23 protein-coding genes, 1 tRNA gene and 1 pseudogene are annotated in these 25,342 nt (G+C 68.7%); 12 read left to right on the plus strand and 13 right to left on the minus strand.

Annotated elements, in window-relative coordinates:
• Positions 1-58: 58 nt before the first annotated feature.
• Positions 59-1,297, plus strand: a complete 1,239-nt coding sequence (locus tag OHA05_RS19010; protein ID WP_328861242.1) for a PP2C family protein-serine/threonine phosphatase — start codon at positions 59-61, stop codon at positions 1,295-1,297.
• A 277-nt stretch (positions 1,298-1,574) separates the two neighbouring features.
• Entirely contained in the window at positions 1,575-2,075 is a 501-nt protein-coding gene (locus OHA05_RS19015; protein WP_328861243.1) for an SRPBCC family protein, read from the plus strand.
• Positions 2,076-2,455: 380 nt separating this feature from the next.
• Here OHA05_RS19015 and OHA05_RS19020 read toward each other — a convergent pair whose 3' ends face one another.
• The 6 genes from OHA05_RS19020 to OHA05_RS19045 form a co-directional block, all read right to left on the minus strand.
• Positions 2,456-2,644, minus strand: coding sequence for a hypothetical protein (locus OHA05_RS19020; RefSeq protein ID WP_328861244.1), 189 nt, complete (start codon positions 2,642-2,644; stop codon positions 2,456-2,458).
• 37 nt (positions 2,645-2,681) lie between these two features.
• Positions 2,682-3,122, minus strand: coding sequence for a hypothetical protein (locus tag OHA05_RS19025; RefSeq protein WP_328861245.1), 441 nt, complete (start codon positions 3,120-3,122; stop codon positions 2,682-2,684).
• A gap of 1,102 nt (positions 3,123-4,224) precedes the next feature.
• Positions 4,225-4,659, minus strand: a complete 435-nt coding sequence (locus OHA05_RS19030; protein WP_328861246.1) for a hypothetical protein — start codon at positions 4,657-4,659, stop codon at positions 4,225-4,227.
• 256 nt (positions 4,660-4,915) lie between these two features.
• Positions 4,916-5,458 carry an SMI1/KNR4 family protein gene (locus OHA05_RS19035; protein ID WP_328861247.1) on the minus strand — a complete coding sequence of 181 codons (543 nt, stop codon included), beginning with the start codon at positions 5,456-5,458 and terminating at the stop codon, positions 4,916-4,918.
• Positions 5,459-5,538: 80 nt separating this feature from the next.
• The gene (locus tag OHA05_RS19040) at positions 5,539-6,006 is read right to left on the minus strand and encodes an NUDIX hydrolase (protein ID WP_328861248.1); all 468 of its coding nucleotides are present in this window, start codon (positions 6,004-6,006) and stop codon (positions 5,539-5,541) included.
• 195 nt (positions 6,007-6,201) lie between these two features.
• Positions 6,202-6,275 (minus strand) — tRNA-Gly (locus OHA05_RS19045).
• A gap of 500 nt (positions 6,276-6,775) precedes the next feature.
• Between OHA05_RS19045 and dcd the strand changes: the two genes are divergently transcribed.
• Both dcd and OHA05_RS19055 read left to right on the plus strand, forming a co-directional pair.
• Positions 6,776-7,351 carry a dCTP deaminase gene (dcd, locus tag OHA05_RS19050; protein ID WP_313945125.1) on the plus strand — a complete coding sequence of 192 codons (576 nt, stop codon included), beginning with the start codon at positions 6,776-6,778 and terminating at the stop codon, positions 7,349-7,351.
• Between the two features lie 3 nt (positions 7,352-7,354).
• A complete protein-coding gene (locus OHA05_RS19055) occupies positions 7,355-7,852 on the plus strand; it encodes a phosphoribosyltransferase (protein ID WP_328861249.1) in 498 nt (165 codons plus the stop codon).
• A gap of 80 nt (positions 7,853-7,932) precedes the next feature.
• Here OHA05_RS19055 and OHA05_RS19060 read toward each other — a convergent pair whose 3' ends face one another.
• From OHA05_RS19060 to OHA05_RS19075, 4 genes are all read right to left on the minus strand, one after another.
• A complete protein-coding gene (locus tag OHA05_RS19060) occupies positions 7,933-8,814 on the minus strand; it encodes a Yip1 family protein (protein WP_328861250.1) in 882 nt (293 codons plus the stop codon).
• A 173-nt stretch (positions 8,815-8,987) separates the two neighbouring features.
• The gene (locus tag OHA05_RS19065) at positions 8,988-10,214 is read right to left on the minus strand and encodes an FG-GAP repeat domain-containing protein (protein WP_328861251.1); all 1,227 of its coding nucleotides are present in this window, start codon (positions 10,212-10,214) and stop codon (positions 8,988-8,990) included.
• Between the two features lie 210 nt (positions 10,215-10,424).
• Complete coding sequence (locus OHA05_RS19070) at positions 10,425-12,692, minus strand: (Fe-S)-binding protein (protein ID WP_328861252.1); 2,268 nt, start codon at positions 12,690-12,692, stop codon at positions 10,425-10,427.
• Between the two features lie 130 nt (positions 12,693-12,822).
• Entirely contained in the window at positions 12,823-13,386 is a 564-nt protein-coding gene (locus tag OHA05_RS19075) for a sugar transferase (protein ID WP_328863422.1), read from the minus strand.
• Between the two features lie 273 nt (positions 13,387-13,659).
• Between OHA05_RS19075 and dnaK the strand changes: the two genes are divergently transcribed.
• The 4 genes from dnaK to OHA05_RS19095 are packed head-to-tail and all read left to right on the plus strand — an operon-like array spanning position 13,660 to position 17,856.
• A complete protein-coding gene (gene dnaK / locus OHA05_RS19080) occupies positions 13,660-15,531 on the plus strand; it encodes a molecular chaperone DnaK (RefSeq protein ID WP_313945120.1) in 1,872 nt (623 codons plus the stop codon).
• On the plus strand, positions 15,528-16,178 hold the full coding sequence (grpE, locus tag OHA05_RS19085) for a nucleotide exchange factor GrpE (RefSeq protein ID WP_313945119.1): 651 nt from the start codon (positions 15,528-15,530) through the stop codon (positions 16,176-16,178). Before dnaK ends, grpE begins: the two co-directional genes overlap by 4 nt.
• Before the next feature lie 30 nt (positions 16,179-16,208).
• Entirely contained in the window at positions 16,209-17,399 is a 1,191-nt protein-coding gene (gene dnaJ / locus OHA05_RS19090) for a molecular chaperone DnaJ (protein ID WP_313945118.1), read from the plus strand.
• A 1-nt stretch (position 17,400) separates the two neighbouring features.
• On the plus strand, positions 17,401-17,856 hold the full coding sequence (locus OHA05_RS19095; protein ID WP_313945117.1) for a heat shock protein transcriptional repressor HspR: 456 nt from the start codon (positions 17,401-17,403) through the stop codon (positions 17,854-17,856).
• Between the two features lie 232 nt (positions 17,857-18,088).
• Here OHA05_RS19095 and OHA05_RS19100 read toward each other — a convergent pair whose 3' ends face one another.
• The gene (locus OHA05_RS19100; RefSeq protein ID WP_328861253.1) at positions 18,089-18,607 is read right to left on the minus strand and encodes a hypothetical protein; all 519 of its coding nucleotides are present in this window, start codon (positions 18,605-18,607) and stop codon (positions 18,089-18,091) included.
• Positions 18,608-18,743: 136 nt separating this feature from the next.
• Between OHA05_RS19100 and lxmJ the strand changes: the two are divergent.
• Positions 18,744-19,412: pseudogene (gene lxmJ / locus OHA05_RS19105) on the plus strand (F420-dependent peptide dehydroalanine reductase LxmJ); the annotation flags it as partial.
• 148 nt (positions 19,413-19,560) lie between these two features.
• On the opposite strand, the gene OHA05_RS19110 reads toward lxmJ, so the two are convergent.
• Entirely contained in the window at positions 19,561-20,565 is a 1,005-nt protein-coding gene (locus OHA05_RS19110; protein WP_313945102.1) for a helix-turn-helix transcriptional regulator, read from the minus strand.
• A gap of 434 nt (positions 20,566-20,999) precedes the next feature.
• On the opposite strand from OHA05_RS19110, the gene OHA05_RS19115 reads away from it, so the two are divergent.
• The gene (locus tag OHA05_RS19115) at positions 21,000-21,320 is read left to right on the plus strand and encodes a (2Fe-2S)-binding protein (protein WP_190120959.1); all 321 of its coding nucleotides are present in this window, start codon (positions 21,000-21,002) and stop codon (positions 21,318-21,320) included.
• Positions 21,321-21,480: 160 nt separating this feature from the next.
• Here the strand turns inward: OHA05_RS19115 and OHA05_RS19120 are convergent, their stop codons facing one another.
• Positions 21,481-21,915: a pyridoxamine 5'-phosphate oxidase family protein gene (locus OHA05_RS19120; protein ID WP_313945101.1), complete on the minus strand. Its 435-nt coding sequence runs from the start codon at positions 21,913-21,915 to the stop codon at positions 21,481-21,483.
• 152 nt (positions 21,916-22,067) lie between these two features.
• Here OHA05_RS19120 and clpB point away from each other — a divergent pair, with 152 nt between their 5' ends.
• Both clpB and OHA05_RS19130 read left to right on the plus strand, forming a co-directional pair.
• Positions 22,068-24,665: an ATP-dependent chaperone ClpB gene (gene clpB, locus OHA05_RS19125; protein ID WP_313945100.1), complete on the plus strand. Its 2,598-nt coding sequence runs from the start codon at positions 22,068-22,070 to the stop codon at positions 24,663-24,665.
• A 139-nt stretch (positions 24,666-24,804) separates the two neighbouring features.
• Positions 24,805-25,335 (plus strand): YbjN domain-containing protein, encoded by a 531-nt coding sequence (locus OHA05_RS19130; protein WP_313945099.1) that lies wholly within the window; start codon positions 24,805-24,807, stop codon positions 25,333-25,335.
• The last annotated feature ends 7 nt before the right edge of the window (positions 25,336-25,342 follow it).

Raw genomic sequence — 25,342 nt, forward strand, 5'->3', positions numbered from 1 at the left:
ACGCTGGCCACGGAGGTACCCAAGCTGGGTGTGAGGGCTGGTGGAAGGGGCTGTGGCCGTGAGCGCTGGACAGAGTGAACTTCCCCGGCTGCTGACGGCGGCGGAGACGGCGGCGCCGATAGAGGCCGTCGACGTGATCGCGGAGTATCTGCGGTTGCGCATCGAGGCCACGAAGGTCTCCTTCCTCATCGTGGACCTGACGGGGAAGGCTGTGGCGCGGCTGTCCACCGTCGGGGCAGGGGACGGAGGGCGGGAAGCAGAGCGGATCCCGCTGTTCGGCAGCGTTTACGAGCAGGTGATTCGTACCCAGCGGCGGTATCAGGACGCGACCGGCCGGGGACAGCGGGTGATCGTGCCGGTCACGAACCGCGGGGACGCCATCGGGCTGCTGGAACTGCTCCTGCCGGTCGCCCCCGGCGAGGACGTCCTCGATACCGTCGGGGAAGCCGCCCACATCCTGGCGTACGTCGTGATCGCCAACGGGCGCTTCACCGATTTCTACACCTGGGGGAAACGCTCCAGGCCCCCGACTCTGGCAGCTGAGATCCAGTACCAGCTGCTGCCTCCCTCACTGTCGTGCGAGGCCGCACAGTTCACCTTGTGCGGGAGTCTGGAGCCCTCCGAAGACCTCAGCGGGGACACCTTCGACTACACCGTGGACCGGGACACCCTGCATGTGTCGGTGACGGATCCCATGGGCCACGACATCGGCGCTGCCCTGGCCGCAACGGTGCTGGTGGGCGCTCTGCGGGGTGCTCGCCGCGCGGGAGCCGACCTGGCCGAGCAGGCTCATCTGGCCGATCAGGCCCTGGCGGCCCACGGCCACGGTCACGCCACCGGGCAGCTGCTGCGCATCGACCTCCACACCGGACGGGCCCGGCTCGTCAACGCCGGTCACCCCTGGCCACTGCGCATGCGCGACGGGACCGCGGAGGTGATCACCTGCGCGGTGGACCATCCCTTCGGGCTGTCCGTGCGCGTGACGCACCCGTACCGCGTCCAAGAACTCGATGTGCGCCCTGGTGACCGTCTGCTCATGCTGACGGACGGCATGCTCGAACACCAGGGGGCGAAGGTGAACCTGCTCGCCATGTTGGAGCGCACCCGGGGCCTTCACCCACGGGAGACCGCGCTGATGCTGACGTCCGAGGTCCGGGACGCCGCCGACGGCCAACTCAAGGACGACGCCACGGTGATGTGCCTGGACTGGCACGGCCCCCAGGAGACCCAGCGGCACGTCAGCTCCGGCGCGGACGTCCAGCAGGCCTCTGCCGGCCGCGGGAAACAGCGGACGTGACCCGGGCGCTCTCCGGGACGGTGCCGGACAGCGGATGAGTGGCTGCTCGCGCCGGGAGCGGGTGACGGGGAGCGAACCTGTGCTCGAGCTCGGGAATCACCGCGCCTCGGGGTGCCGTTGGCGGCCTGTGCCCGGCGAACAGGGCCGACAGGCAGTGGCGCCGGAGACACACGCCCCGTGCCTGGCTACCTTTGCTTTACGGACACAGAAGGCAGTGTTCTCGGCTGAGGAGCACGACGAGCAGGGCAAAAGCACGTTGTCCCAGAGGAAAAGAACGATGCGCACCATGAAATACACCGTCTCCATCGAGATCGCCCTGCCGCGGGAGAAGGTGGCCCAGCTGCTCGCCGACCCGGCACACCTGCCGAAATGGCTGCGGGGCCTGGTGCTGCACGAGCCGCTGAGTGGGGAGCACGGGCACCTCGGCACCAAGTCGCGGGTCGTGATGCAGATGGGCCAGCGGACGTTCGAGTGCACCGAGACCATCACCCGCAGGGAACCGGCAGACCTGCGCGAGATCCCGAGAACGAGCGTCGTTCACTTCGACCGCGAGATCGTCGGCGAGGGCATGTGGAGCGCCGTGCGCGACCGGCTGACCGAAGCCGGCCCGGATGCGACGCTCTTGGAGAGCGAGAACGAATACCGGTTCAGCGGCTTTCTGATGAAGGCGGTGGGACTTCTGATGCCCGGCGCCTTCCGCAAGCAGTCGCAACAGCACCTGCAGGACTTCAAGGCGTTCGCCGAACAGGGAAAGGACGTCCGCGAGGCGACGGACTGATCTGCCGTATCTGGTCAGGCGTTTGACGATGCAGCGTGTTGATCTTCCCGCGCGTTGCATGCTGCGTGGCGCCGAGACCGAGGCAATCTTGCAACGGGCATCGGTCACGGATAGGCACGGGACGCTTGGACAGGCCCAGACAACAACAAAGGCCCGGGTCTATGACCTGGGCCTTTTCCATGGAGCGGTTGACGGGGATCGATCCCGCGCTCTGAGCTCGGGAATCACCGGGCGAATCGAACCGGGGGGAGCGCTGATCTGTGCACAGCGCGTATGGCCGGTCGCCGGAGAGATGCGGCCGTGACCGCGACTGATCCCTGTTCCCAACTCTCTGGTACGCATCTGGCACGGCTTACCCGGACGTGGCACGGGGTGGGTGTCTACCGCCTCAGGGCCCGGTACCGCTTGAGAAGAGCGGTGATCTTCTCGTGGTTCGCGTCGCCGTTGAGTTCAGCAACGAGATCATCAGGGCAGAGCTGGTAGAGGTCACCCCACCACCGGCGTCCTTTGTTGTCCCGGATGCGATAACCGCCTGGCACGCCTCTGGGCACGTACCGTCTCCGACTCACGTTGTCTCCTGTCACGCCGGACGGCTCCAACGGATCGTTACCAGGCCGGTCGTGGATCCTGGCGTTCTGCCGAGAGGTCTGCCGGCACCGCGCTGCCCGTGTCCGTCCGCCACAGATACCCCGGACTCGGCGGGAACTCGTCAGAGGAGGGGGCTGGGGAATGGAAACGCTGGGTACGCGGGAGCGATACCTCGACCAGTCTGCCGTCGTGGATCATCCACAGGCCGAAGCAGTCGTCCTCCTCGTCATGGATCAGTACCTGAACGCACCCCGGGTTGGTCCAAGGAAGCGACCCCAGGTGCTTGAGCAGTCCGGAGCGCGGCCGCTCCCTGTGGAACTCGATTACCCACCCACCGACAAATAGGCCGAGCGGCTCGAACGTACCCTTCCAGCTACGCGAGTCGTCCCAACGGGTCAGCGGTTCCATGACCTCGTCCTCATACGCCGCCAGCACGATGACCTGCGCAATTCTGCTCATGCCGGAATATCACCGCACGCCACACGGCATCGGCAACACATTTCAGGTGCGGACTGGCCGGAGCCGTCCCGCCCTCGGCGACGCCGTGCCCGCCGGCGGAGGGAATCACGCGGCCTTGCTGGCCGAGCGTGGTCGTACCGACACCCGATTCAGGAGCGTGGTGGGGCGAGTTGGGCTGCGACCTGCGTCGACTTCGGTGGATGTTGGTTGCTGCTCTTGCCAGTTACCGCAGTTCCCCGTGACTCCCGCCCGATCTGGCGTGGTTGTGGCACGGGGAACATCTGATCCGTAGCTCTGGCGCGATCGGTCAGCGGGGTCATACCGGCCACTGGGCGGGCCCGGAGGGACGCTACCGCGCGGGGGCGGTTACTGGGGCTTGCGGTACCTGGCTGCTGTACCGCACTGCATCCTGCCCTGACGTAGCAGTCCACCGCGACCCTATAGATGCGAACTATGGGCACGAAGGTCGATGAGGTCAGGGGGCTGATAAATCGGTCGCCAAGCGCTGGTCACGGTCGGCTGCGGTCACAGCAGTTGCGGCTTCGCTGCTGTGCAGCGCCAGTGCGGGGTACGCCGTGTGCGAGTGGCAGCTGACTCAGCAAGTTCCTGACGTGGTCCAGGGGTGATCAGCGCCGCTGTTTCCCGTGAGAACCGGCTCTGTTCCGTCGGACGGGGCACGCAACGGGACAGCCCTTAGGCTGCGGCCATGCCTGAGATCAAACCGACGGACCCGGACGCCGAAAGGGCGAGAGGACGTGTCCCACTTTGGCTGGACGCAGAGGATCTTCGTCGGCTTGCATCCCACTGCTGCTGCTCAGAGGACACTCCGGAGGAAGATCGTGAGCAGTGTGGGCGCATCCGCTTCCGGGCTTCGGCCGCGCTCCACAAGCACAGCCTGAGCCACTGACTGCAACCGGCGGACGGTCTTGAAAACCGTCGTGGCAGCGATGTCACCGTGGGGCAAATCCCACACCTACCGCATGTGAGCGGCCCCCGACCAGGCAAATCGGTCGTGGGCGTTGTCGTGCTTGCTGCCCGCCGACCACCGTGGTTCCCCGCTGTTCCCCGTCAGATGGGCCACGCCAGGGGCACGAAGCCCCTACTACCCCAAGATCTCGATCGGTTCGTACGTTCCGTCGCGGAAGGTAAAGACAGTCACCGCAGTGCCGTAAAAGTTGCGGAAATGGCCCCCGTAGCCAGGGCGCGCTGCATGTGGGGCGAGCAGATCCAAGAGGTCGCGGAGGTAGAGCATGGAGTCATCAAGCCAGTCCTTGCGGGCGAAGAGCTCCCATTCGTAGCGCTCGCCAGACTGCGTGAACTCCTGCACTGTGCGGCGCAAGGACACGACGTCCCCTCCGGGCAGACAGCTGTTGTGGTTGTCTGGATCGAGTAGCGGATAGAGCTGCCCCTCGTCGTCGTCGAGATTCTCGGGAAATTCGGCATCCATGCCCAGATGCCAGCGCAAGGCAGCCATCACCGATTCCGGGGTGTCGTCGCGCAGGAAGCAGGAGAAGACGACTTCGTAGTGATCACTCACTGGCGCATTGTGTAGGGCGCCACTGACACCAGCCACGATGGTCCAGGTCGGTGGAGCGGCTTTGGGCTGGAGCTGCCATGGGGCGAGAGATCATGGTCCCTTACTCTGGCCGCGACTCGCTCCGCCAGGAGTTCCGCCGCTGACCGGCCTCCGGGCAGGGTCACGAGCCGCCAAGCATCGCCGCTGCCCGGACGGGCCCACGTAACCCCCTTCCAACCGCAACGAAGGACGACCGTGGATACCCAATGCGCTCGCCCTATTCCTGCTGCCTCTCAGGTGGCACGACATCGCCGCCGGGGCCCTCGTCGAAGACGGTGCTGGAGGTGAGATTTTCGATGAACGAGCGCAGGTCGTCAGCGAGGACCAGTTCGGTGTTGAAGTCGTTGTCGAACCAGGTGACCGACGGTTCGCCCTCCGGCCCACAGACCCTGTAGTCGAGCCCTGTCCAGCAGTGCCCGTCACCGGAGATGAGCACGATCGGCGAGGGCATCTGCCACTCCTTGATCAGGTACGGAGTGTCGAGCAGCGACATCATGCCCTCACGTCTCCCGATACCCATGAGCTCCGTGAAGAGGACATGGTCTTCGCTCCACGACGTCGGCCGACTCGTAGCGAATGCATCCCACTCAGTGGCTACTTGGCCGCCGTTCTGAACTCGCAGAAGGTCAAGCAGGGCAGAAGGAAGCCGCACAGCGAGCTCACGCTCGGCTTGCCTGATCGCTTCCTGCGTGAGTGGCGGCTGGACGCCGTAGTCGCTGTCGTCCCAGAACGTCGCCTTGACGTCGTCGAATCGCGCCATGACCTGCACCCTACGGCTCGGCCGGGTCCAGGCAGCAACAGCCCTCACGCCGAGCTCGTGGAGTTGGCGCGGTGCCTGCGTCATACGGACCCCGCGAGGTGCTTGCCGTCGTGGCTCCGCACGTGAGGCCCTGCCTCGCCCAAGGCGTCCAGCAGCCGTACCGAGTAGACCTCGGACATTCGCTCGGCGACTTCCCCGGGCGTGAGCCAGGCGACTGCCGTCGATTCGGCGGAGGTACGCTCGGTGCCGGCGGAGGGCTTGCAGCGGAAGACCAGGGCGACGATGCCGCGGGCCGTGTTCTTGTTGACGCCGGAGAGCTTGCCCACCTCGACGTGGATGCCCGTCTCCTCCAGGACCTCGCGCCTGACCCCTGCTTCGGGTGACTCCGAGAGCTCCAGGACACCACCCGGCAGTTCCCAAGTCCCGTTGTCCGCTCGGCGGATCGCCAGGAGTCGGCCGTCCTCGCGCATGACAGCCCCGGCCACGGACACGGAGTGCAGGGGTCTTGGCTGCGTTTCGTGAGCGCTGTGTCTCATCCAGTCGAGCATAGGGTGCACGAGCCGGTCCGGGCCTGCCCTCAAGGGCACGACGGAGCGAGCCGGGGGTCGCCGTCGGCCTCGACCAGGTGGTGAGCCCACCGAGGAGGCGCGGATGATCAACCACGTGGTGCAGATCTGGTGCGAGGCACCTAGCGTGGTCCAGACAACGACAAAGGCCCGGGTCTATGACCTGGGCCTTTTCCATGGAGCGGGTGACGGGAATCGAACCCGCGCTCTGAGCTTGGGAAGCTCATGTTCTACCATTAAACTACACCCGCCTTGCGGACCGTGATCGGATCCGCAGCGTCGCTCACTCTACCTCATCGCAGGCCCCCGGCGAATGACGCCGCGGGGCCCGCGTGGCGTTCGCCGGTCCGGGGCCGCCTCGGATGCGGGTGCGGGGCGCGGGAGTTGGGGCGTACCGTTGGAGTCGCCCTGCGGTCGGAGTGCCGCCCGCAGCGTCGTCCCGTACATCCCCTAATGTGGTTGTTCGTCCGCATTCGTTGGGGAAGGGAACCGATGGACTTGATGGAGCGCACCGTCGTCCGCTGTGCCGATGGGCATGTCTTCAGTACCTCTTCGTTCCCGATGCAGCAGCTCGGGAACGCCCGGATCGGGCCCGGGCGGCTCATCCGTTGTCCGCGGTGTGCGCGGCTGCGGAGCGTCGTGCCCGTGGAGTCTGTCGAGCGGTAACCGCAGACAGGAGACAGCTGGGGACAGCAGAGGCGCGCGGGCTGCCGGGTGCGGCGGGGTCGCGCGCTCTGCGTATCCTCGGGGAGTGCTTCTCTCAGACAAGGACATCCGGGCCGAGATCGACGCCGGGCGGGTCCGCCTCGACCCGTTCGACGAATCCATGGTGCAGCCCTCGAGCATCGATGTGCGGCTCGACCGCTACTTCCGGGTGTTCGAGAACCACCGCTACCCCCACATCGACCCCGCCGTCGAGCAGGCCGATCTGACGCGCCTCGTCGAGCCGGACGGGGACGAGGCGTTCATCCTGCATCCCGGGGAGTTCGTGCTGGCCTCCACGTACGAGGTCATCTCGCTGCCCGACGATCTGGCCTCCCGGCTGGAGGGCAAGAGTTCCCTCGGGCGGCTCGGGCTGGTCACCCACTCGACCGCCGGGTTCATCGACCCCGGGTTTTCCGGGCACGTCACGCTGGAGCTGTCGAATCTCGCGACGCTGCCGATCAAGCTGTGGCCCGGCATGAAGATCGGCCAGCTGTGCCTCTTCCGGCTCAGCTCGTCGGCCGAATTCCCGTACGGGAGCGAGCGGTACGGCTCGCGCTACCAGGGGCAGCGCGGTCCCACCGCCTCCCGGTCGTTCCAGAATTTCCATCGGACACAGGTGTGACGCATGAGTGACGTACGAGAGAACCTGACGTACGAGAAGTTCGGCGGCGCGGTCCGGGAGCTGGCGCAGACCATCGCCGACGACGGGTACGAGCCCGATGTCGTGCTGTCCATCGCCCGCGGTGGTGTCTTCGTCGCCGGCGGGCTCGCGTACGCGCTCGACTGCAAGAACATCCACCTGGTCAACGTGGAGTTCTACACCGGGGTGGGCACCACCCTGGAGATGCCGGTGATGCTCGCGCCGGTGCCCAACGTGATCGATTTCTCGGACAAGAAGGTCCTGATCGCCGACGACGTCGCCGACACCGGCAAGACGCTGAAGCTGGTCCGCGACTTCTGCGTCGACCATGTCGCCGAGGTGCGCAGCGCCGTCATCTACGAGAAGTCCCACTCCCTCGTGAAGTGCGAGTACGTGTGGAAGCGGATGGATGACTGGATCAACTTCCCCTGGAGCGTGGAGAAGCCCGTCGTCCGCCGGGCCGGTCAGATTCTCGACGCCTGAGCGGTCGGCAGCAGGACCTACGGCCGAAGGAAGGGCCCCCGCCGATGCCGGCGGGGGCCCTTCTCCGTGTGTTCAGCGGGTCAGATCGTGCCCAGCTTGATGATCGAGAGCAGCGCGATCAGCTGGATCGCCGACGCCCCCAGCGCCTTCGGCCACGGCAGGTCGTGCGACTTGCTCACCATCGAGGTGAACAGGGCCGCCGCCGCGAGCCAGGTCGCCCAGCCGAGGATCTGGACCAGGGAGTTCTCGCCGCCCAGGAAGAGGGCGAAGACCAGCCGCGGTGCGTCCGTGATGGACATGATCAGCATGGAGAGGCCGACCGTCGGCTGCCAGGCGCCGTCGCCGCCGAGCTGGCGGGCGAGGGTGTGGGTCACCGCGCCGAGGATCAGGCCGCCGATCACGAACGCGACGGCCGTGGTCAGGACGTACGGGATCGCCGTGGAGATCGTCGCGTTGATGGTCTCTTCGCGGGCCTTGTCGAAGCCGAAGATCGCGAGCATGCCGTAGAGGAACGTGACGACGATCGCGGGGCCCCAGACCGCGTAGTCGCGCATCTGGAAGAACGTCGGTCCCGGGCGCAGCACGATGCCGCTCAGCAGCTGCTTCCAGTGCAGTCGCGGACCCGAGGGGGCGGCGGGGGTGTTGCCCGCCTGGTAGGTCGCGCCGTGGCCGTACGGGTCCTCATTGACGCTGAACGCCTGGGTGTGACCAGGGTTGTTGGCGTACGGGTCACCCTGCGGGCCGCCCTGGTGCGGGTGCTGCTGGTACGGGTCGCCGAAGTACTCCGGCTCGCCGTACGGTCCCTGCTGCGCGCCGCCGCCCGCATGAGGCCACTGCGGCCGCTGCTGCTGTGCGTACGGCGGCACCCCACGGCCTCCTCCGCCGCCGTAGGGCGGTGGTGCCTGCGGGGGTTGCTGCTGCGTGCGGTTGTCCCGGCCGCGTCCGATCCTGAATCCAGCCACGTATTCGAACGTACCCGGTCCGGCGGCGCCGGGTGGAGCGGAGCGGGATCGCGCGGGCCTTTGCTGCTGAGCTGTGACATCCCTTAAGGGAACCCCGGGGGGTCAGCCGGAAGGGCCTCGCGGGCCTGTCGAGGCCCCGTGCCGGGAGCCGTCGCAGAGCGCCGGAAGGGGCCTCAGCGCAGGAAGACCGATGTGCTGAAGGTGATCACCGGCTTCGTATGTCCCGCCGTGTACAGCGCCACCACGTCCGTCCGCTCGCCCCGGTACATCGTCCGTGTCACCAGGTCGGGGCGCCTGTCGCCGTCGAAGTCCGCCGTGCGCAGCAGCTGAGTGATGGGAGCCCTGCCTGCCGGGGACGCGGGGAGTTCCGGCAGCGGCAGGGGCTCGGCGCGGTACGGGCCGCCCGCGCGTCCGGGGCCGTCCGGGCCGCCCAGCAGGAGGATGCCCTCGGCCGCCGTACCGGGCCGGGGTGCGCGGGCGGAAACCACGAGGTCGTCGTAGCCGTCGGCGTCGGTGTCGGGGCCCGTGGCTGGGGCGGAGAGGGCCGGACCGGCCACGGAGACGGCCGCTTTGGCCGCGTGCGCGGCTCCGGTACGGGTGAAGGGGCCGCGCAGGAAGCCGAGCCGGAAGCCGGCCTCCCGTGCGGAGACGATGACCGCCAGATCCGCGCTGCCGTCGCCGTCGAAGTCGCCGCAGACGGCGCCGGGCTGTACGGCGCCGGGCTGTACGTCGCCGGGGCGGGCCCGCTCGGGGATGCGCAGCGCAATCGCCGCGCCGGACAGGCCGCTGGGGGAGCCGAACAGCAGCTGGAGCGTTGCGGGCGGGCGGCGGGTGCCGTCGTACGGCGGGGTGTCCGTGGTGGTGACCAGGTCCGCGAAGCCGTCCCCGTCGAGGTCGCACGAGGCGGCGGCCTCGAAGACGGCGGGGAGCCTGTCCCGGACGGCGGTGGCGTGGGCGCGCGGGGTCAGGAGGCGGCGTACGGAGGGGTCGAGGGCGCGCGGTCCCGCGGTGCCGTAGACGATGCCGATGCCCGCGTCGGCGGGGGCGCCGCCCTTGCTCCTGCCGTCGGCGCGGCTCTCGCCGGGTGCCACGACGAGGTCGTTCAGGACGAGGTCACGGTGGCCGTCGCCGTTGAAGTCGTCCGGGAGGTGGCTGCCCCGGCCGCGGGGGACCGGGAGCAGGTCGCCCGCCGTCCGGCCGGCGGGGGGCGGGACGTCGCCGTTCTTGGCCTCGGCACCCGCCTCCTCCGCCGCCCCGGCCCCGGTCGGGCCGTCCGGCTCCGCCGCGGGCGTACAGCCGGACGTACAGCCCGCCAGCAGCAGGGCGCAGAGGCCGAGTGCGCCGAGTGCGGACGCCCTGCGCGCGCCGGAGGGCCGATGCGTCCTGCGTTTCCCGGTCACCGCCCCACCGTCCGTCCTGTCCGCACAGCCACCGTCCCGTTCGTTCCGTACGCCTCGGCTTCGCTCTGCCGCCCCATGATGCTCGTCCGGCCCCGCCCGCACGCCCGCGGAACACCCACGGACACGAAGAAGCGGCCGGTTCTGCCCCCGAGGCAGATCCGGCCGCTTCCTTCATCCGTAGGCGCCACCAAGCACCGTCGCGTGTGCCTGTTACTTCACCGGTTCCGGCTCCGGCGCGTCCTCGGGCTCCTCGGACGCCGCCGGGTCGGCCGGGGTCCTGACGGAGTCGAGGAGGAGCTGCGCGACGTCGACGACCTGGAGGCTTTCCTTGGCCTTGCCGTCGTTCTTCTTGCCGTTGACCGAGTCGGTGAGCATGACGAGGCAGAAGGGGCAGGCGGTGGAGACGATGTCCGGGTTGAGGGACAGCGCCTCGTCCACGCGCTCGGTGTTGATGCGCTTGCCGATGCGCTCCTCCATCCACATCCGCGCGCCGCCGGCGCCGCAGCAGAAGCCGCGTTCCTTGTGGCGGTGCATCTCCTGCTGGCGCAGGCCCGGGACGGCGGACATGATCTCGCGCGGCGGCGTGTAGACCTTGTTGTGACGGCCCAGGTAGCAGGGGTCGTGGTACGTGATGAGGCCCTCGACCGGGGTCACCGGGATCAGCTTGCCCTCGTCGATGAGGTGCTGGAGCAGCTGCGTGTGGTGGATGACCTCGAACTCGCCGCCCAGCTGCGGGTACTCGTTCGCGATCGTGTTGAAGCAGTGCGGGCAGGTCGCGACGATCTTCTTCGAAGCCTTGGGCTTCTTCGTCGACTCGTCCTCGTCGTCCTCGCCGAACGCCATGTTCAGCATCGCGACGTTCTCCTGGCCGAGCTGCTGGAACAGCGGCTCGTTGCCGAGGCGGCGGGCCGAGTCACCGGTGCACTTCTCGTCGCCGCCCATGATCGCGAATGTGACGCCCGCCATGTGCAGCAGTTCCGCGAAGGCCTTGGTGGTCTTCTTGGCCCGGTCCTCCAGGGCGCCGGCGCAGCCGACCCAGTACAGGTACTCGACCTCGGTGAGGTCCTCGACGTCCTGTCCGACGATCGGGACCTCGAAGTCGACCTCCTTGGTCCACTCGACGCGCTGCTTCTTGGCCAGCCCCCAGGGGTTGCCCTTCTTCTCCAGGTTCTTGAGCATCGTGCCCGCCTCGGACGGGAACGCGGACTCGATCATCACCTGGTAGCGGCGCATGTCGACGATGTGGTCGATGTGCTCGATGTCGACCGGGCACTGCTCCACGCACGCACCGCAGGTGGTGCAGGACCACAGCACGTCCGGGTCGATGACGCCGTTCTCCTCGAGCGTGCCGATCAGCGGACGCTCGGCCTCCGCGAGGGCGGCCGCGGGAACGTCCTTGAGCTGCTCCTCGGAGGCCTTCTCCTCGCCCTCCATCGTCTTGCCGCCGCCGGCCAGCAGGTACGGGGCCTTGGCGTGCGCGTGGTCGCGCAGCGACATGATGAGCAGCTTCGGGGAGAGCGGCTTTCCGGTGTTCCAGGCGGGGCACTGCGACTGGCAGCGGCCGCACTCGGTGCACGTGGAGAAGTCGAGGATGCCCTTCCAGGAGAACTGCTCGACCTGGGAGATGCCGAAGACGTCGTCCTCGCCCGGGTCCTCGAAGTCGATCTCCTTGCCGCCGCTCGTCATCGGCTGGAGCGCGCCGAGGGCGGTGGAGCCGTCGGCGTTCCGCTTGAACCAGATGTTCGGGAAGCCGAGGAAGCGGTGCCAGGCGACACCCATGTTGGTGTTGAGCGAGACCGTGATCATCCAGATCAGCGAGGTGCCGATCTTGATCATCGCGGTGAAGTAGATCAGCGTCTGGAGCGTGGAGACGCTCAGACCCTCGAAGGCCAGGACCAGGGGGTACGAGACGAAGTACGGGGCCTCGTAGTGGTCCACGTGGTGGATCGCGCCCTCGAGCCCGCGCAGGGCGAGGATGGCGAGTCCGATGGTGAGGATGACGTACTCGACGAAGTAGGCCTGCCAGGCCTTCGAGCCGGCGAAGCGGGACTTGCGGCCCGCGCGGGACGGCAGGTTCAGCAGCCGGATCGCCATCAGGACGACGATGCCGACGACCGTCATCAGGCCGATGAACTCGATGTACATCTCGAACGGCAGGAAGCCGCCCAGGATCGGCAGGACCCAGTCGGCCTCGAAGAGCTGCCCGTACGCCTGCGCCAGCGTGGGCGGCAGGGTGAGGAAGCCGATGGCGACGAACCAGTGGGCGAAGCCCACGATCCCCCAACGGTTCATACGGGTATGGCCGAGGAACTCCTTGACCAGGGTGATCGTGCGCTGCTTGGGGTCGTCGGTCCGGCTGCCCGCAGGCACGGGCTGGCCGAGCTTCACGAACCGGTAGATCTGCGCGACGGCTCGGGCGATGAGCGCAACGCCGACCACGGTCAGAACCAACGACACGATGATCGCGGCGAGTTGCATGAGGGGGCTCCTCGGGCCTGCGAGGGTGGGAAACTATCCAGCACTACTAAGCGGTAACTTATCCAGTCCGTGCTGAGAGTACCCACTTATTCCGCCGCACTGTAGCTGGGCGGCCGGTGATCTGTGTCGCTCAGGCATGCCTCACCGGGGTGCGCGGGCGGCGTCCGGCGAGGGCGGCGGGCAGGGTACGGACCATGATCGCCAGGTCGAGTCCCAGCCAGTGCTGTTCGACGTAGTGGAGGTCGAGGACGGCCTTCTCCTCCCAGGGCATTTCGGAGCGGCCGCTGACCTGCCAGAGGCCGGTGAGGCCGGGGCGCACTCCGAGACGGGTGCGGAGGCCGCCGACGGCGGGGTCGGCGTCCTCGGGGCGCAGCGGACGCGGGCCCACCAGCGACATCTCTCCGCGGACGACATGGATCAGCTGGGGCAGCTCGTCGAGGAAGTGGCGGCGCAGAAGGCGTCCGGTGCGGGTGCCCGGGGCCGCGTGGAAGGCGAGTATGCCGAAGGGGCGGCCCGCGAGGCCGATGCGCCGGCGCCGGACGAGGGCCGTCCGCCGTGAGGTCAGGGCGACCGCGAGGGCGATGACGGCCATCAGCGGGGCCAGGAGAAGGAGCAGCAGCAGGCCGCCCGTCACATCCATCAGGCGTTTGGCGGAAACACGCCTGACGGGCGTCAACCGCTCGACCGGCATCATGGGCACACACCCTTCCTCCGCTGTTGACTGGCCTTGACCGTATTTTTGCGCGTTTGGCGCTATTGCGGCTACGACTCTGGCAGAAGGACGCCATTTCGATCGCTGCGCCACGCGTGTGAGGCCGCCCGGCCGGGCAAGCGGCACTGGTCACGGCGCAGTATGCATATAAGAGCGGGATAAAAGTTGAGTGGGGTCGACTCAGGTCTGTTGACTACGAAGACCGGGTCATGCATCCTTGAGCGAGATCTACTCAAGTCTGCTGGAGGAATTGACATGGCACGTGCGGTCGGCATCGACCTGGGCACGACTAACTCCGTCGTCAGCGTTCTGGAGGGCGGCGAGCCCACCGTCATCACCAACGCCGAGGGTGCCAGGACCACGCCGTCCGTCGTCGCCTTCGCGAAGAACGGTGAAGTGCTGGTCGGCGAGGTGGCCAAGCGCCAGGCGGTCACCAACGTCGACAGGACCATCCGGTCGGTCAAGCGCCACATGGGCACCGACTGGAAGATCGAGCTCGACGGGAAGAACTTCAACCCGCAGCAGATGAGCGCCTTCATCCTGCAGAAGCTGAAGCGCGACGCGGAGTCCTACCTCGGCGAGAAGGTCACCGACGCGGTGATCACCGTCCCGGCGTACTTCAACGACTCCGAGCGCCAGGCGACGAAGGAGGCCGGCGAGATCGCCGGTCTGAACGTGCTGCGTATCGTCAACGAGCCCACCGCGGCCGCCCTGGCGTACGGCCTCGACAAGGACGACCAGACCATCCTGGTCTTCGACCTCGGTGGCGGCACCTTCGACGTCTCGCTGCTGGAGATCGGCGACGGCGTCGTCGAGGTGAAGGCGACCAACGGTGACAACCACCTCGGTGGTGACGACTGGGACCAGCGTGTCGTCGACTACCTGGTGAAGCAGTTCGCCAACGGTCACGGCGTGGACCTGGGCAAGGACAAGATGGCTCTCCAGCGTCTCCGCGAGGCCGCGGAGAAGGCGAAGATCGAGCTCTCGTCCTCGACCGAGACGACGATCAACCTTCCCTACATCACGGCATCGGCCGAGGGCCCGCTGCACCTGGACGAGAAGCTGACGCGCGCTCAGTTCCAGCAGCTGACCGCCGACCTGCTGGAGCGCTGCAAGACGCCGTTCCACAACGTCATCAAGGACGCGGGCATCCAGCTCTCCGAGATCGACCACGTCGTTCTCGTCGGTGGCTCGACCCGTATGCCCGCCGTCGCCGAGCTCGTCAAGGAGCTCACCGGCGGCAAGGACGCCAACAAGGGCGTGAACCCGGACGAGGTCGTCGCCATCGGCGCCGCGCTCCAGGCCGGTGTCCTCAAGGGTGAGGTCAAGGACGTCCTGCTCCTCGACGTCACCCCGCTGTCCCTCGGTATCGAGACCAAGGGCGGCATCATGACCAAGCTCATCGAGCGCAACACCACGATCCCGACCAAGCGGTCCGAGATCTTCACGACGGCCGAGGACAACCAGCCGTCGGTGCAGATCCAGGTCTACCAGGGCGAGCGCGAGATCGCGGCGTACAACAAGAAGCTCGGGATGTTCGAGCTGACCGGTCTGCCGCCGGCCCCGCGCGGGGTCCCGCAGATCGAGGTCGCCTTCGACATCGACGCCAACGGCATCATGCACGTGACCGCGAAGGACCTGGGCACGGGCAAGGAGCAGAAGATGACCGTCACCGGCGGCTCCTCGCTGCCGAAGGACGAGGTCGACCGGATGCGCCAGGAGGCCGAGCAGTACGCGGACGAGGACCACCGCCGCCGCGAGGCCGCCGAGTCCCGCAACCAGGGCGAGCAGCTCGTCTACCAGACCGAGAAGTTCCTCAAGGACAACGAGGACAAGGTCCCGGGCGATGTGAAGACCGAGGTCGAGGAGGCGCTCGGCGAGCTCAAGGAGAAGCTCAAGGGCGAGGACACGGCCGAGATCCGCACCGCGACCGAGAAGGTCGCCGCCGTCTCGCAGAAGCTGGGCCAGGCCATGTACGCCGACGCCCAGGCCGGCCAGGCCGCCGGTGGCGGCGAGGGCGCGCAGGACGGTGCCGCGGGTCAGTCCGCTGACGCCGCCGACGACGTCGTGGACGCCGAGATCGTCGACGACGAGAAGGACTCCGGGCGTCAGGGTGGTGCCGCGTGACGGAGGAGACTCCGGGGTTCGACGAGCACGACGAGAACCCCTCCGTCCCCTCCGGCTCGACATCTGACGACGCCGCCGAGCCCGCCGAGTCCTCCGAGAAGGAGGGCCCGGCGGCCCCGGCAGGGGACGCAGCAAAGATTGCCGGTCTGACGGCACAGCTGGACCAGGTCCGTACGGCTGCCAACGAGCGCACGGCCGACCTCCAGCGGCTCCAGGCCGAGTACCAGAACTACCGCCGTCGTGTGGAGCGCGACCGGATCACGGTCAAGGAGATCGCCACGGCGGCTCTGCTGACCGAGCTCCTGCCCGTGCTCGACGACATCGGCCGCGCCCGTGAACACGGGGAACTCGTGGGCGGGTTCAAGTCGGTCGCCGAATCTCTCGAGACGGCGGCCGCCAAGATGGGCCTGCAGCAGTTCGGCAAGGAGGGCGAGCCCTTCGACCCGACGATCCACGAGGCGCTGATGCACAGTTACGCACCGGACGTCACCGAGACCACGTGCGTCGCGGTGCTTCAGCCGGGGTATCGCATCGGCGAGCGGACCATCCGCCCCGCGCGGGTCGCGGTGGCCGAGCCCCAGCCGGGCGCGGCGCCCAAGGACGAGACGGCGAACGACGAGGAGAGCGGTGGCCCGGACGAGGGCTGACGCAATGATCGTCCGAGAGGAGGGACGTCGATGAGCACGAAGGACTTCGTCGAGAAGGACTACTACAAGGTTCTCGGCGTCCCCAAGGACGCCACCGAGGCCGAGATCAAGAAGGCGTACCGGAAGCTCGCCCGCGAGTTCCACCCGGACGCCAACAAGGGCGACACCAAGGCGGAGGAGCGCTTCAAGGAGATCTCCGAGGCCAACGACGTACTCGGCGACCCCAAGCGGCGCAAGGAGTACGACGAGGCGCGCGCCCTCTTCGGCAACGGCGGCTTCCGGGCCGGGCCCGGTGCCGCCGGCGGCAGTTTCAACTTCGACCTGGGCGACCTCTTCGGGGGCGCCCAGGGCGGGCCGCAGGGCGGAGGTGCCGGCGGCTTCGGCGGCGGCCTCGGCGACGTCTTCGGCGGGCTGTTCAACCGCGGCGCCGGCACCGGCGCGGGTACGCGGACGCAGCCCCGCCGCGGCCAGGACATCGAGTCCGAGGTGACGCTCAGCTTCACCGAGGCGGTCGACGGGGCCACGGTCCCGCTGCGGATGTCCAGTTCGGCGGCGTGCAAGGCGTGTGCGGGTACCGGCGACAAGAACGGCACACCCCGGGTGTGCCCGACCTGCGTCGGCACCGGCCAGGTCTCGCGCGGCGGCAGCGGCTCGTTCTCGCTGACCGACCCGTGCGTGGACTGCAAGGGCCGCGGGCTCATCGCGCAGGACCCCTGCGAGGTCTGCAAGGGCAGCGGGCGTGCCCGCTCCTCGCGCACCATGCAGGTCAGGATCCCCGCGGGCGTCTCCGACAGCCAGCGGATCCGGCTGCGCGGCAAGGGCGCCCCGGGCGAACGGGGCGGTCCAGCGGGCGACTTGTACGTGGTTGTGCACGTCGACGCCCATCCCGTCTTCGGCCGCAAGGGCGACAACCTCACGATCACCGTGCCCGTCACCTACACGGAGGCGGCGCTGGGCGGCGAGGTGAAGGTGCCGACCCTGGGCGGCCCGCCGGTGACGCTGAAGCTGCCCGCGGGCACCCCCAACGGCCGTACGATGCGGGCCCGTGGCAAGGGAGCCGTCCGCAAGGACGGCACCCGCGGTGATCTGCTGGTCACCGTCGAGGTCGCGGTCCCCAAGGAGCTGAGCGACAAGGCGAAGGAAGCGCTGGAGGCCTACCGCGAAGCCACCGCGGAAGAGGACCCGCGGGCCGAGCTGTTCCAGGCCGCGAAGGGAGCATGAGATGGATGGCCGGAGCGGACGTAGCCGGAACCCTTATCAGCTGACCGACGAGTCACCGGTGTATGTGATCTCGGTGGCGGCCCAGCTGTCCGGCCTGCACCCCCAGACCCTGCGTCAGTACGACCGTCTCGGTCTGGTCTCTCCCGACCGAACCCCCGGCCGGGGCAGGCGTTACTCGGCCCGCGACATCGAACTGCTGCGCACCGTCCAGCAGTTGTCGCAGGACGAGGGCATCAACCTGGCCGGTATCAAGCGCATCATCGAACTGGAGAACCAGGTCGCGGCGCTCCAGTCCCGCGTCGCCGAGCTGGCTTCGGCGGTCGAGGGCGCGGCGGCGGCCATGCAGCAGCGTGAGGCCCAGGTGCACGCCTCGTACCGGCGCGATCTCGTGCCGTACCAGGATGTGCAGCAGGCGAGCGCGCTGGTGGTGTGGCGGCCCAAGCGGACCTCGGAGTAGGACCGTTCGGCCCGCGGCCGACAGCCAGGAGCTGTCGGTCCGCGGCCTTCCAGCAGGACACCCGGCGGGGCCGGAGAGCGACACGCTCTCCGGCCCCGCCGTCGTGCTGTCCGCTGGCATATAGCTGACCCCCCGGTGCAGCAAGCTGACAGCGATCTCGGTGGAGTGCGTCCGGACCCGCCGGCCCCGGCCGATACGGGCAGCTCGGCGCCGGAGCGTCCGAAGCCGCCGGCTAGGGAAGGGCCGTGGCCACCGCGTCGATCGCCATCATCCACATCGGCTGCGCCCCCGTGCCGAAGGCGGCCGCGAGGGTGTAGCCCAGCGCCGCGTCCAGGGGCACGATCTCCGCGTCCTCGCGCCACTCCGCTATCACGTGGCCGTCGCCGTCCGAGGAGAAGTCGCCGATGTGCCGGCCGTCACGGACGAGGCGGCTGCTGGGGACGGAGTCCGGGACCAGGCGGTACGACGTACCTGCGTGGTCGACGTCCACGGCGTACGAGCGTCGGGTCAGACGGCCCCTGGACGGGGTCAGCTTCGCCGGGGTCCCGTCGATCCGCAGGGTCAGCTGCTCGGGATCACGGGTGCCGATGGCGATGTGGTCGTCCTTCTCCGAGTCCGGCGCGCGGTTGAGGGTGATCCTGGGGATCCCCTCGCCCTCGACCAGCAGGGACTCCTGGCCCTCCAGCCGGATGCGCAGCTCTCCGAAGCGGTCGTCCTGGACCGGTGCGGGTGTGGGGGTGGTGTCGTTCATGGGGAGTCCTTCGGTCCTTCAGTGTGGTCAGAACTGACGGTTCACGACAGTGAGTCGGTGGTGCTCGTGGGCCGCGGCCGGACGGCTCGCGGTGAGGTCCCGGTAGAGATCATTCCTCGGGAGAGGGTCCTGGTGCCCGTACGCCGGTCCCCGCACGGCGGTGCACGACTGTCCGACCTCGGTGCGGGCCCTGCTCGACGGCGACCGGGTCGAGCACGACGGGCCCTACCACCGGCTCCACGGAGGGCTGTTGCCGCTCGGCCATTCCCCCGTCGAGATCGGTGCCGGAGTGCTGCGGCCGGGGATGGCACGTACCGCGGGTGCCGTGGCGGATGTGGCCATCACCTGGATGACCCCTCCGCGCTACATCGAGGGGGTGCTGGCCCCCGCGCTGGCCGAGGGCGCCGCAGGGCGTCAGAGGGCCGCCGACGGGCCCGTACGGCCCCGGATCGCGACGGCCGTCCATGTGGCCGTGGCCCGCCGCGGCCGGGACCCCCGACGGATCGCGCTCGCCGCGGCCGGCGAACACCTCAGGGCTCCGCACTACGCCGCGATGCTGAGTCGCGCGGGCGTCGCCGTCGACCCCCACGACCCGGCGGCGAGCGCGGCCGCGCTCCTGGACCATCAGGTCGTCGTTGCCGGCACCCCGCGGGAGATCGCCGAAGCGCTCGCCGGGTACCGGGCCGCCGGGGTGGACGAGGTGATGCTGAATCCGGCGGGTGTGCTGCTGACCGAGGGAGTGCCGGCGGCCGTCGCCGATCTGGAGGAGATCGTCGCCGCCTGCCGCGAGCAGGCGCCGACCTGACGCACCGGTCGCCGCCTGCCACGAGCACGTACCCGCCCGACACCCGACACGCGTCGCCCGGCGCTGCATGCACACGTCCGGCACACCATCCGTCACCCCGGCCCCCGGGGCGACGGATTCCGGTCGTCTGTGCACCGCCCCGAACGCGTCAGCGGCTGACGGGAATCGACTCCGCATCCTGCTCCAGAATCCCCGACCGGGCGATGAGATAGCCCAGTTGGGCACGGCTGCCGCTGCCGAGCGACGAGCCCAGCTTGGCGATATGGGCCCGGCACGTCCGTACGTTCATGCCCAGACGCCGCGCGATCGCCTCGTCCACATGGCCTTCGACCAGGAGTTTCGCGATGGAGCGCTGGACGCCGGTGATGCCGTCGACGACCGGTCCGTACGAGATCGGCTCCTCCCACGGGATGCCGTGCAGCCAGAACTGCTCGAAGACACCGACGAGGTACTCGACGATTCCCTTGTGCCGCAGTTCCAGGGCGGACAGCCGGTCGCTGCTCGCGGGGATGAACGCGACTTTGCGGTCGATGATGATCAGTCGGTCGATGATCTCTTCGAGCGTGCGCACCTCCACACCGGACGGTCCGACCTTCTCCATGTAGGCGAGTGTGGCGGGGTGGTGGCGGGCGGTGTGCTGGTAGAGCGTGCGCATCCGTACGCCCCGCTCGATCAGCGGTTCCACCCTGCGCAGGGCCTTCTCCAGAACGTGCGGTTGCCGCCCGCTGCCGGGCTGGACCGTGAGAAGCTCCTCGGTGCAGTCTGCGGTGACTTGGTCGAGGGTTGTGTTGATCCGGTTGAGGCCTTCGAGGACCGTGATCCCCTGTGGGACGGTGGAGTTCTGAGCGGTGAACGCCATGAATGGCTCAAGAGCATCGGTCAGAGCGACAGTTCGCCGTCGGCGGTCTTGGATCTCCCGCTCGATGGGGTGTATCAGCTGTGTCAGCGCGGTGGTCGGCGGAACCGGCCGGAGCCACTGCGCGTCGTCAGGATCCGGGTGCAGAAGGGCGAGATCGAAGAGGCACGGCGCGGGTTCCGCCTCTGACCGGGCTATACGCCCGGTGCGCAGGGCGGTGATGTACAGACTTTTCCCCGCTTCGCACAGCTCACCGTCTGCGTGAGAGTGTCCTGTTTCGCCCTCATTTGCTGCCATACGCACCCCCTCAGGCTCCTGCAATACAGGAACATGATGCCTGCCGTCGCTGGTGCAAGCGTTCGGAGTGAGACATCGTCTTATTCGCGGGGGAGGAGGAATGATCAAATGAGGTGGAGATCACCCATGTCTAGGACGCTACGTGCTCTTTGTGCCCTTGCCATAGCGGCGGCCGCGCTCGGTTCGGTGGTCTCCGGTGAGCCTTCCTGGGGCGGTTCTCCCGCCGGCACGGTGTCCGCAACTCCCGGTGAGCCGTCGTGGGGCGTCGTCCCGGCAGGTGCGTCGGGTAAGCCCGGTGAGCCGTCGTGGGGCATCGTTCCCGCGGACGCGGTGTCGGGTATCAGTGAGCCGTCGTGGGGGGCCGCTCCGGCAGGCGCGTCGGGTACGCCCGGTGAGCCCTCGTGGGGAGTCGTCCCTCCGACCAGCACAGAAGCATGACGGTTCCCCCGGACGACCGGGTCTTCCGGCGCGAGATGGCTACGGCCTATCGATCGGGGTGGCATTTCATCGACCTCGTCACGGCAATCCCCCACCGTGGCGACTCGTTGATGGTCACCCTGTTCGGAGAGCCGATCGTCGTGGCGCGCGAGGAGGACGAGGACGTCCGTGCCTACCGGTGCCTTCGCCGGCCCCGTGGAGCGCCGCAGCCCGTCCGCTGCGCCATCCGCTACGGCATGATTTTCGTCAATCTCGACCAGCGAGACCACCAGATGGTCGAGCCGGACACCACCACTGCCACCCCCCGCAGTGCCTGAGCGATTCCCCCGTCGTTGTAAATCGCTCGGGCGCTTCCCCCACACAGCGGCGCCATCGTGGACCTGAAACACGATGGCGCCGCTGTGCATGTCCCGTACTGCTCCGCGGCGCTTCCCCCGCCCCGCGCGCCGCGGCGCCTCCGGCCCGCCGGCGCTCCGGTCAGGCCTTGCCGAGTGCCCGCTCCACGGAGATCTCGATGAGCACCCGGTCCGGGTTGGGCTTCGGCGTCCGCCCGTAGCGCTCCGCGTAGCGCCGCACCGCGTCCTCGACCGCGTCCGGCTCCGTGCGCACCCTCGCCCGGCCCTCCAGCGTCGCCCAGCGCCTGCGGTCGACCTGGCAGACGGCCACCCGGGCGCCCTGCCCCTGCGCGCCGTCCGCCGCTGAATCCGCGGGAGCCGACGCCAGCACGTGGGCCACCTTGCGCGTGTGCCGGTTGGCGATCACCCGGGCGGTCCCCGTCTGCGGGTCGAAGGTCACCCCCACCGGCACGACGTGCGGGCTGCCGTCCGGCCGCAGGGTCGTGAGGGTGCAGAGATGGTGTTCACGCCAGAACGCGAGGTACTCGGAACTGAGATGGGATACGTCTGTGGCCATGGCCCCAGGCTAGGCCGGGTCCGCAGGCGGGCGGAGCGAAGGCCATGCCGCGGTGACGCGCGACTGGTTGAGTGGAATAGACTCAACTTTGTGCAAGTTCGCTGAGTCAGTGTTGAGGGAACACCCCCACCCGCAAGGAGGAGAGAGCGCACGTGGACGCCGAGCTGACCAACAAGAGCCGGGATGCCATCAACGCCGCCACCAGTCAGGCGGTGACCGCGGGCCATCCCGATCTCACCCCCGCACATCTGCTGCTGGCGCTCCTCACGGGTGAGGACAACGCCAACATCACCGATCTGCTGGCCGCCGTGGAGGCGGACCAGGCCGCCGTGCGGTCCGGGGCGGAGCGGCTGCTGGCCGCGCAGCCCAGTGTCACGGGGTCCACCGTCGCTCCGCCGCAGCCCAACCGCGAGCTGCTCGCCGTCGTCGCCGACGCGGGACAGCGGGCCAAGGAGCTCGGCGACGACTATCTCTCCACCGAACACCTGCTGATCGGCCTCGCGGCCAAGGGCGGGGCTGCCGGTGAAGTGCTGGCGCAGCAGGGCGCGTCGGCGAAGAAGCTGCTGGAAGCGTTCGAGACGGCAAGGGGAGGACGACGGGTGACCACCCCCGATCCCGAGGGTCAGTACAAGGCGCTGGAGAAGTTCGGTACGGACTTCACGGCCGCGGCCCGCGAGGGCAAGCTCGACCCGGTCATCGGCCGGGACCAGGAGATCCGCCGGGTCGTCCAGGTGCTGTCCCGGCGCACCAAGAACAACCCCGTGCTCATCGGTGAGCCCGGCGTCGGCAAGACCGCCGTCGTCGAAGGGCTCGCCCAGCGGATCGTGAAGGGGGATGTGCCGGAGTCGCTCAAGAACAAGCGGCTGGTGGCCCTCGACCTCGGCGCGATGGTGGCAGGTGCGAAGTACCGCGGTGAGTTCGAGGAGCGGCTCAAGACCGTGCTCTCCGAGATCAAGGCGAGCGACGGACAGATCATCACGTTCATCGACGAGCTGCACACGGTCGTCGGCGCGGGCGCCGGCGGCGACTCCGCGATGGACGCGGGCAATATGCTCAAGCCGATGCTCGCCCGCGGTGAGCTGCGCATGGTCGGCGCGACGACGCTCGACGAGTACCGCGAACGCATCGAGAAGGACCCGGCGCTGGAGCGGCGCTTCCAGCAGGTGCTGGTCGCCGAGCCGACCGTCGAGGACACGATCGCGATCCTGCGCGGCCTCAAGGGGCGCTACGAGGCGCACCACAAGGTCCAGATCGCCGACTCCGCGCTGGTCGCGGCGGCGACGCTGTCCGACCGGTACATCACCTCGCGCTTCCTGCCCGACAAGGCGATCGACCTCGTGGACGAGGCCGCGTCCCGGCTGCGGATGGAGATCGACTCCTCGCCGCTGGAGATCGACGAACTCCAGCGTGCCGTCGACCGGTTGCGGATGGAGGAGCTGGCGCTCAAGAACGAGACCGACGCCGCCTCCAAGCAGCGGCTGGAGAAGCTGCGCCGTGACCTCGCCGACAAGGAGGAGGAGCTGCGCGGCCTCAACGCCCGCTGGGAGAAGGAGAAGGAGGGCCTCAACCGCGTCGGTGCGCTGAAGGAGAAGCTCGACGAGCTGCGTGGCCAGGCCGAACGCGCCCAGCGCGACGGCGACTTCGATTCCGCCTCCAAGCTGCTGTACGGCGAGATCCCGTCCGTCGAGCGGGAGCTGGAGGAGGCCTCCGAGGCGGAGGCCGAGGTCCGCCACGACACGATGGTCAAGGAGGAGGTCGGCCCCGACGACATCGCGGACGTGGTCGGCTCCTGGACCGGCATCCCGGCGGGACGCCTGTTGGAGGGGGAGACGCAGAAGCTGCTGCGGATGGAGGCCGAGCTGGGCCGGCGGCTCATCGGCCAGTCCGAGGCGGTGGAGGCGGTGTCCGACGCGGTACGGCGCACCCGCGCCGGCATCGCCGACCCGGACCGCCCGACGGGCTCGTTCCTCTTCCTCGGCCCCACGGGCGTGGGCAAGACCGAGCTGGCCAAGGCCCTCGCCGACTTCCTCTTCGACGACGAGCGGGCGATGGTCCGCATCGACATGTCGGAGTACGGCGAGAAGCACAGCGTCGCCCGCCTGGTGGGCGCGCCTCCCGGCTACATCGGCTACGAGGAGGGCGGCCAGCTCACCGAGGCGGTGCGCCGGCGCCCGTACAGCGTCGTGCTGCTGGACGAGGTGGAGAAGGCCCATCCCGAGGTCTTCGACATCCTGCTCCAGGTACTCGACGACGGCCGCCTCACGGACGGGCAGGGCCGCACGGTCGACTTCCGCAACACGATCCTGGTCCTGACCTCCAACCTGGGCAGCCAGTACCTGGTGGAGCCGCTCACCAGCGAGGAGCAGAAGAAGGAACAGGTCCTGGAGGTCGTGCGGTCCTCCTTCAAGCCGGAGTTCCTCAACCGCCTCGACGACCTGGTGGTCTTCTCCGCCCTGTCGAAGGACGAGCTGGCCCGCATCGCGAAGCTCCAGATCGAGCGGCTCGCCAAGCGTCTGGCGGAGCGCCGCCTCACGCTGGACATCACCCCGGAGGCCCTGGAGTGGCTCGCGGACGAGGGCAACGACCCCGCGTACGGCGCCCGGCCGCTGCGGCGTCTGGTCCAGACGGCGATCGGCGACCGCCTGGCGAAGGAGATCCTGGCGGGCGAGGTCACCGAGGGCGACACGGTCCGGGTGGACCGCGTCGGGGACGGTCTGATCGTCGGCCCGGCCGCCGGCAAGACGCTCTGAGGGCTCCGGCCCCCGCTCCGTCTCCCCGCTGCGGGCTTTGGCCCGGAGCGGGGAGATCGCGCCGCGTCACCGGTAGGGGTTGCCAGCCCCCGCGTCGCATGGGGGAGGATGGCCACATCCGTACGAAGGGAAATCCACGGTGACCATCGATCCGTCCTCGATTCCGAATTTCGGGGGCCAGAACCAGCCTCAGGCCGCAGGACCGGCGGGCCCCGTCGTTCCCGACCAGGACCTGGTCAAGCAGCTCCTCGACCAGATGGAGCTGAAGTACGTCGTCGACGACGAGGGTGACCTCGCCGCCCCGTGGGAGGAATTCCGCACGTACTTCATGTTCCGTGGCGAGGACGACCAGCAGGTCTTCTCGGTGCGGACCTTCTACGACCGGCCGCTGCCCGTCGAGGACAAGCAGAAGATCCTCGACGTGATCGACGACTGGAACCGCCGCACCCTGTGGCCCAAGGTCTACACGCACCTCCACGACGAGGAGGAGACCCCCGCCACCATCCGTCTCATCGGCGAGGCGCAGATGCTGACCGGCACGGGCGTCAGCCTGGAGCACTTCGTGTCCTCCACCGTCAGCTGGGTGCGCGCCGCCATCGAGTTCGACAAGTGGCTCGTCGAGCAGCTCGGCCTGGAGCCGGCCGAGGAGAAGCCCGCCGACGACGCCTGAGCCCCGG

Origin of the sequence: Streptomyces sp. NBC_00306, assembly GCF_036169555.1 — a bacterium.
GTDB classification, from domain to species: Bacteria; Actinomycetota; Actinomycetes; order Streptomycetales; family Streptomycetaceae; genus Streptomyces; species Streptomyces achmelvichensis.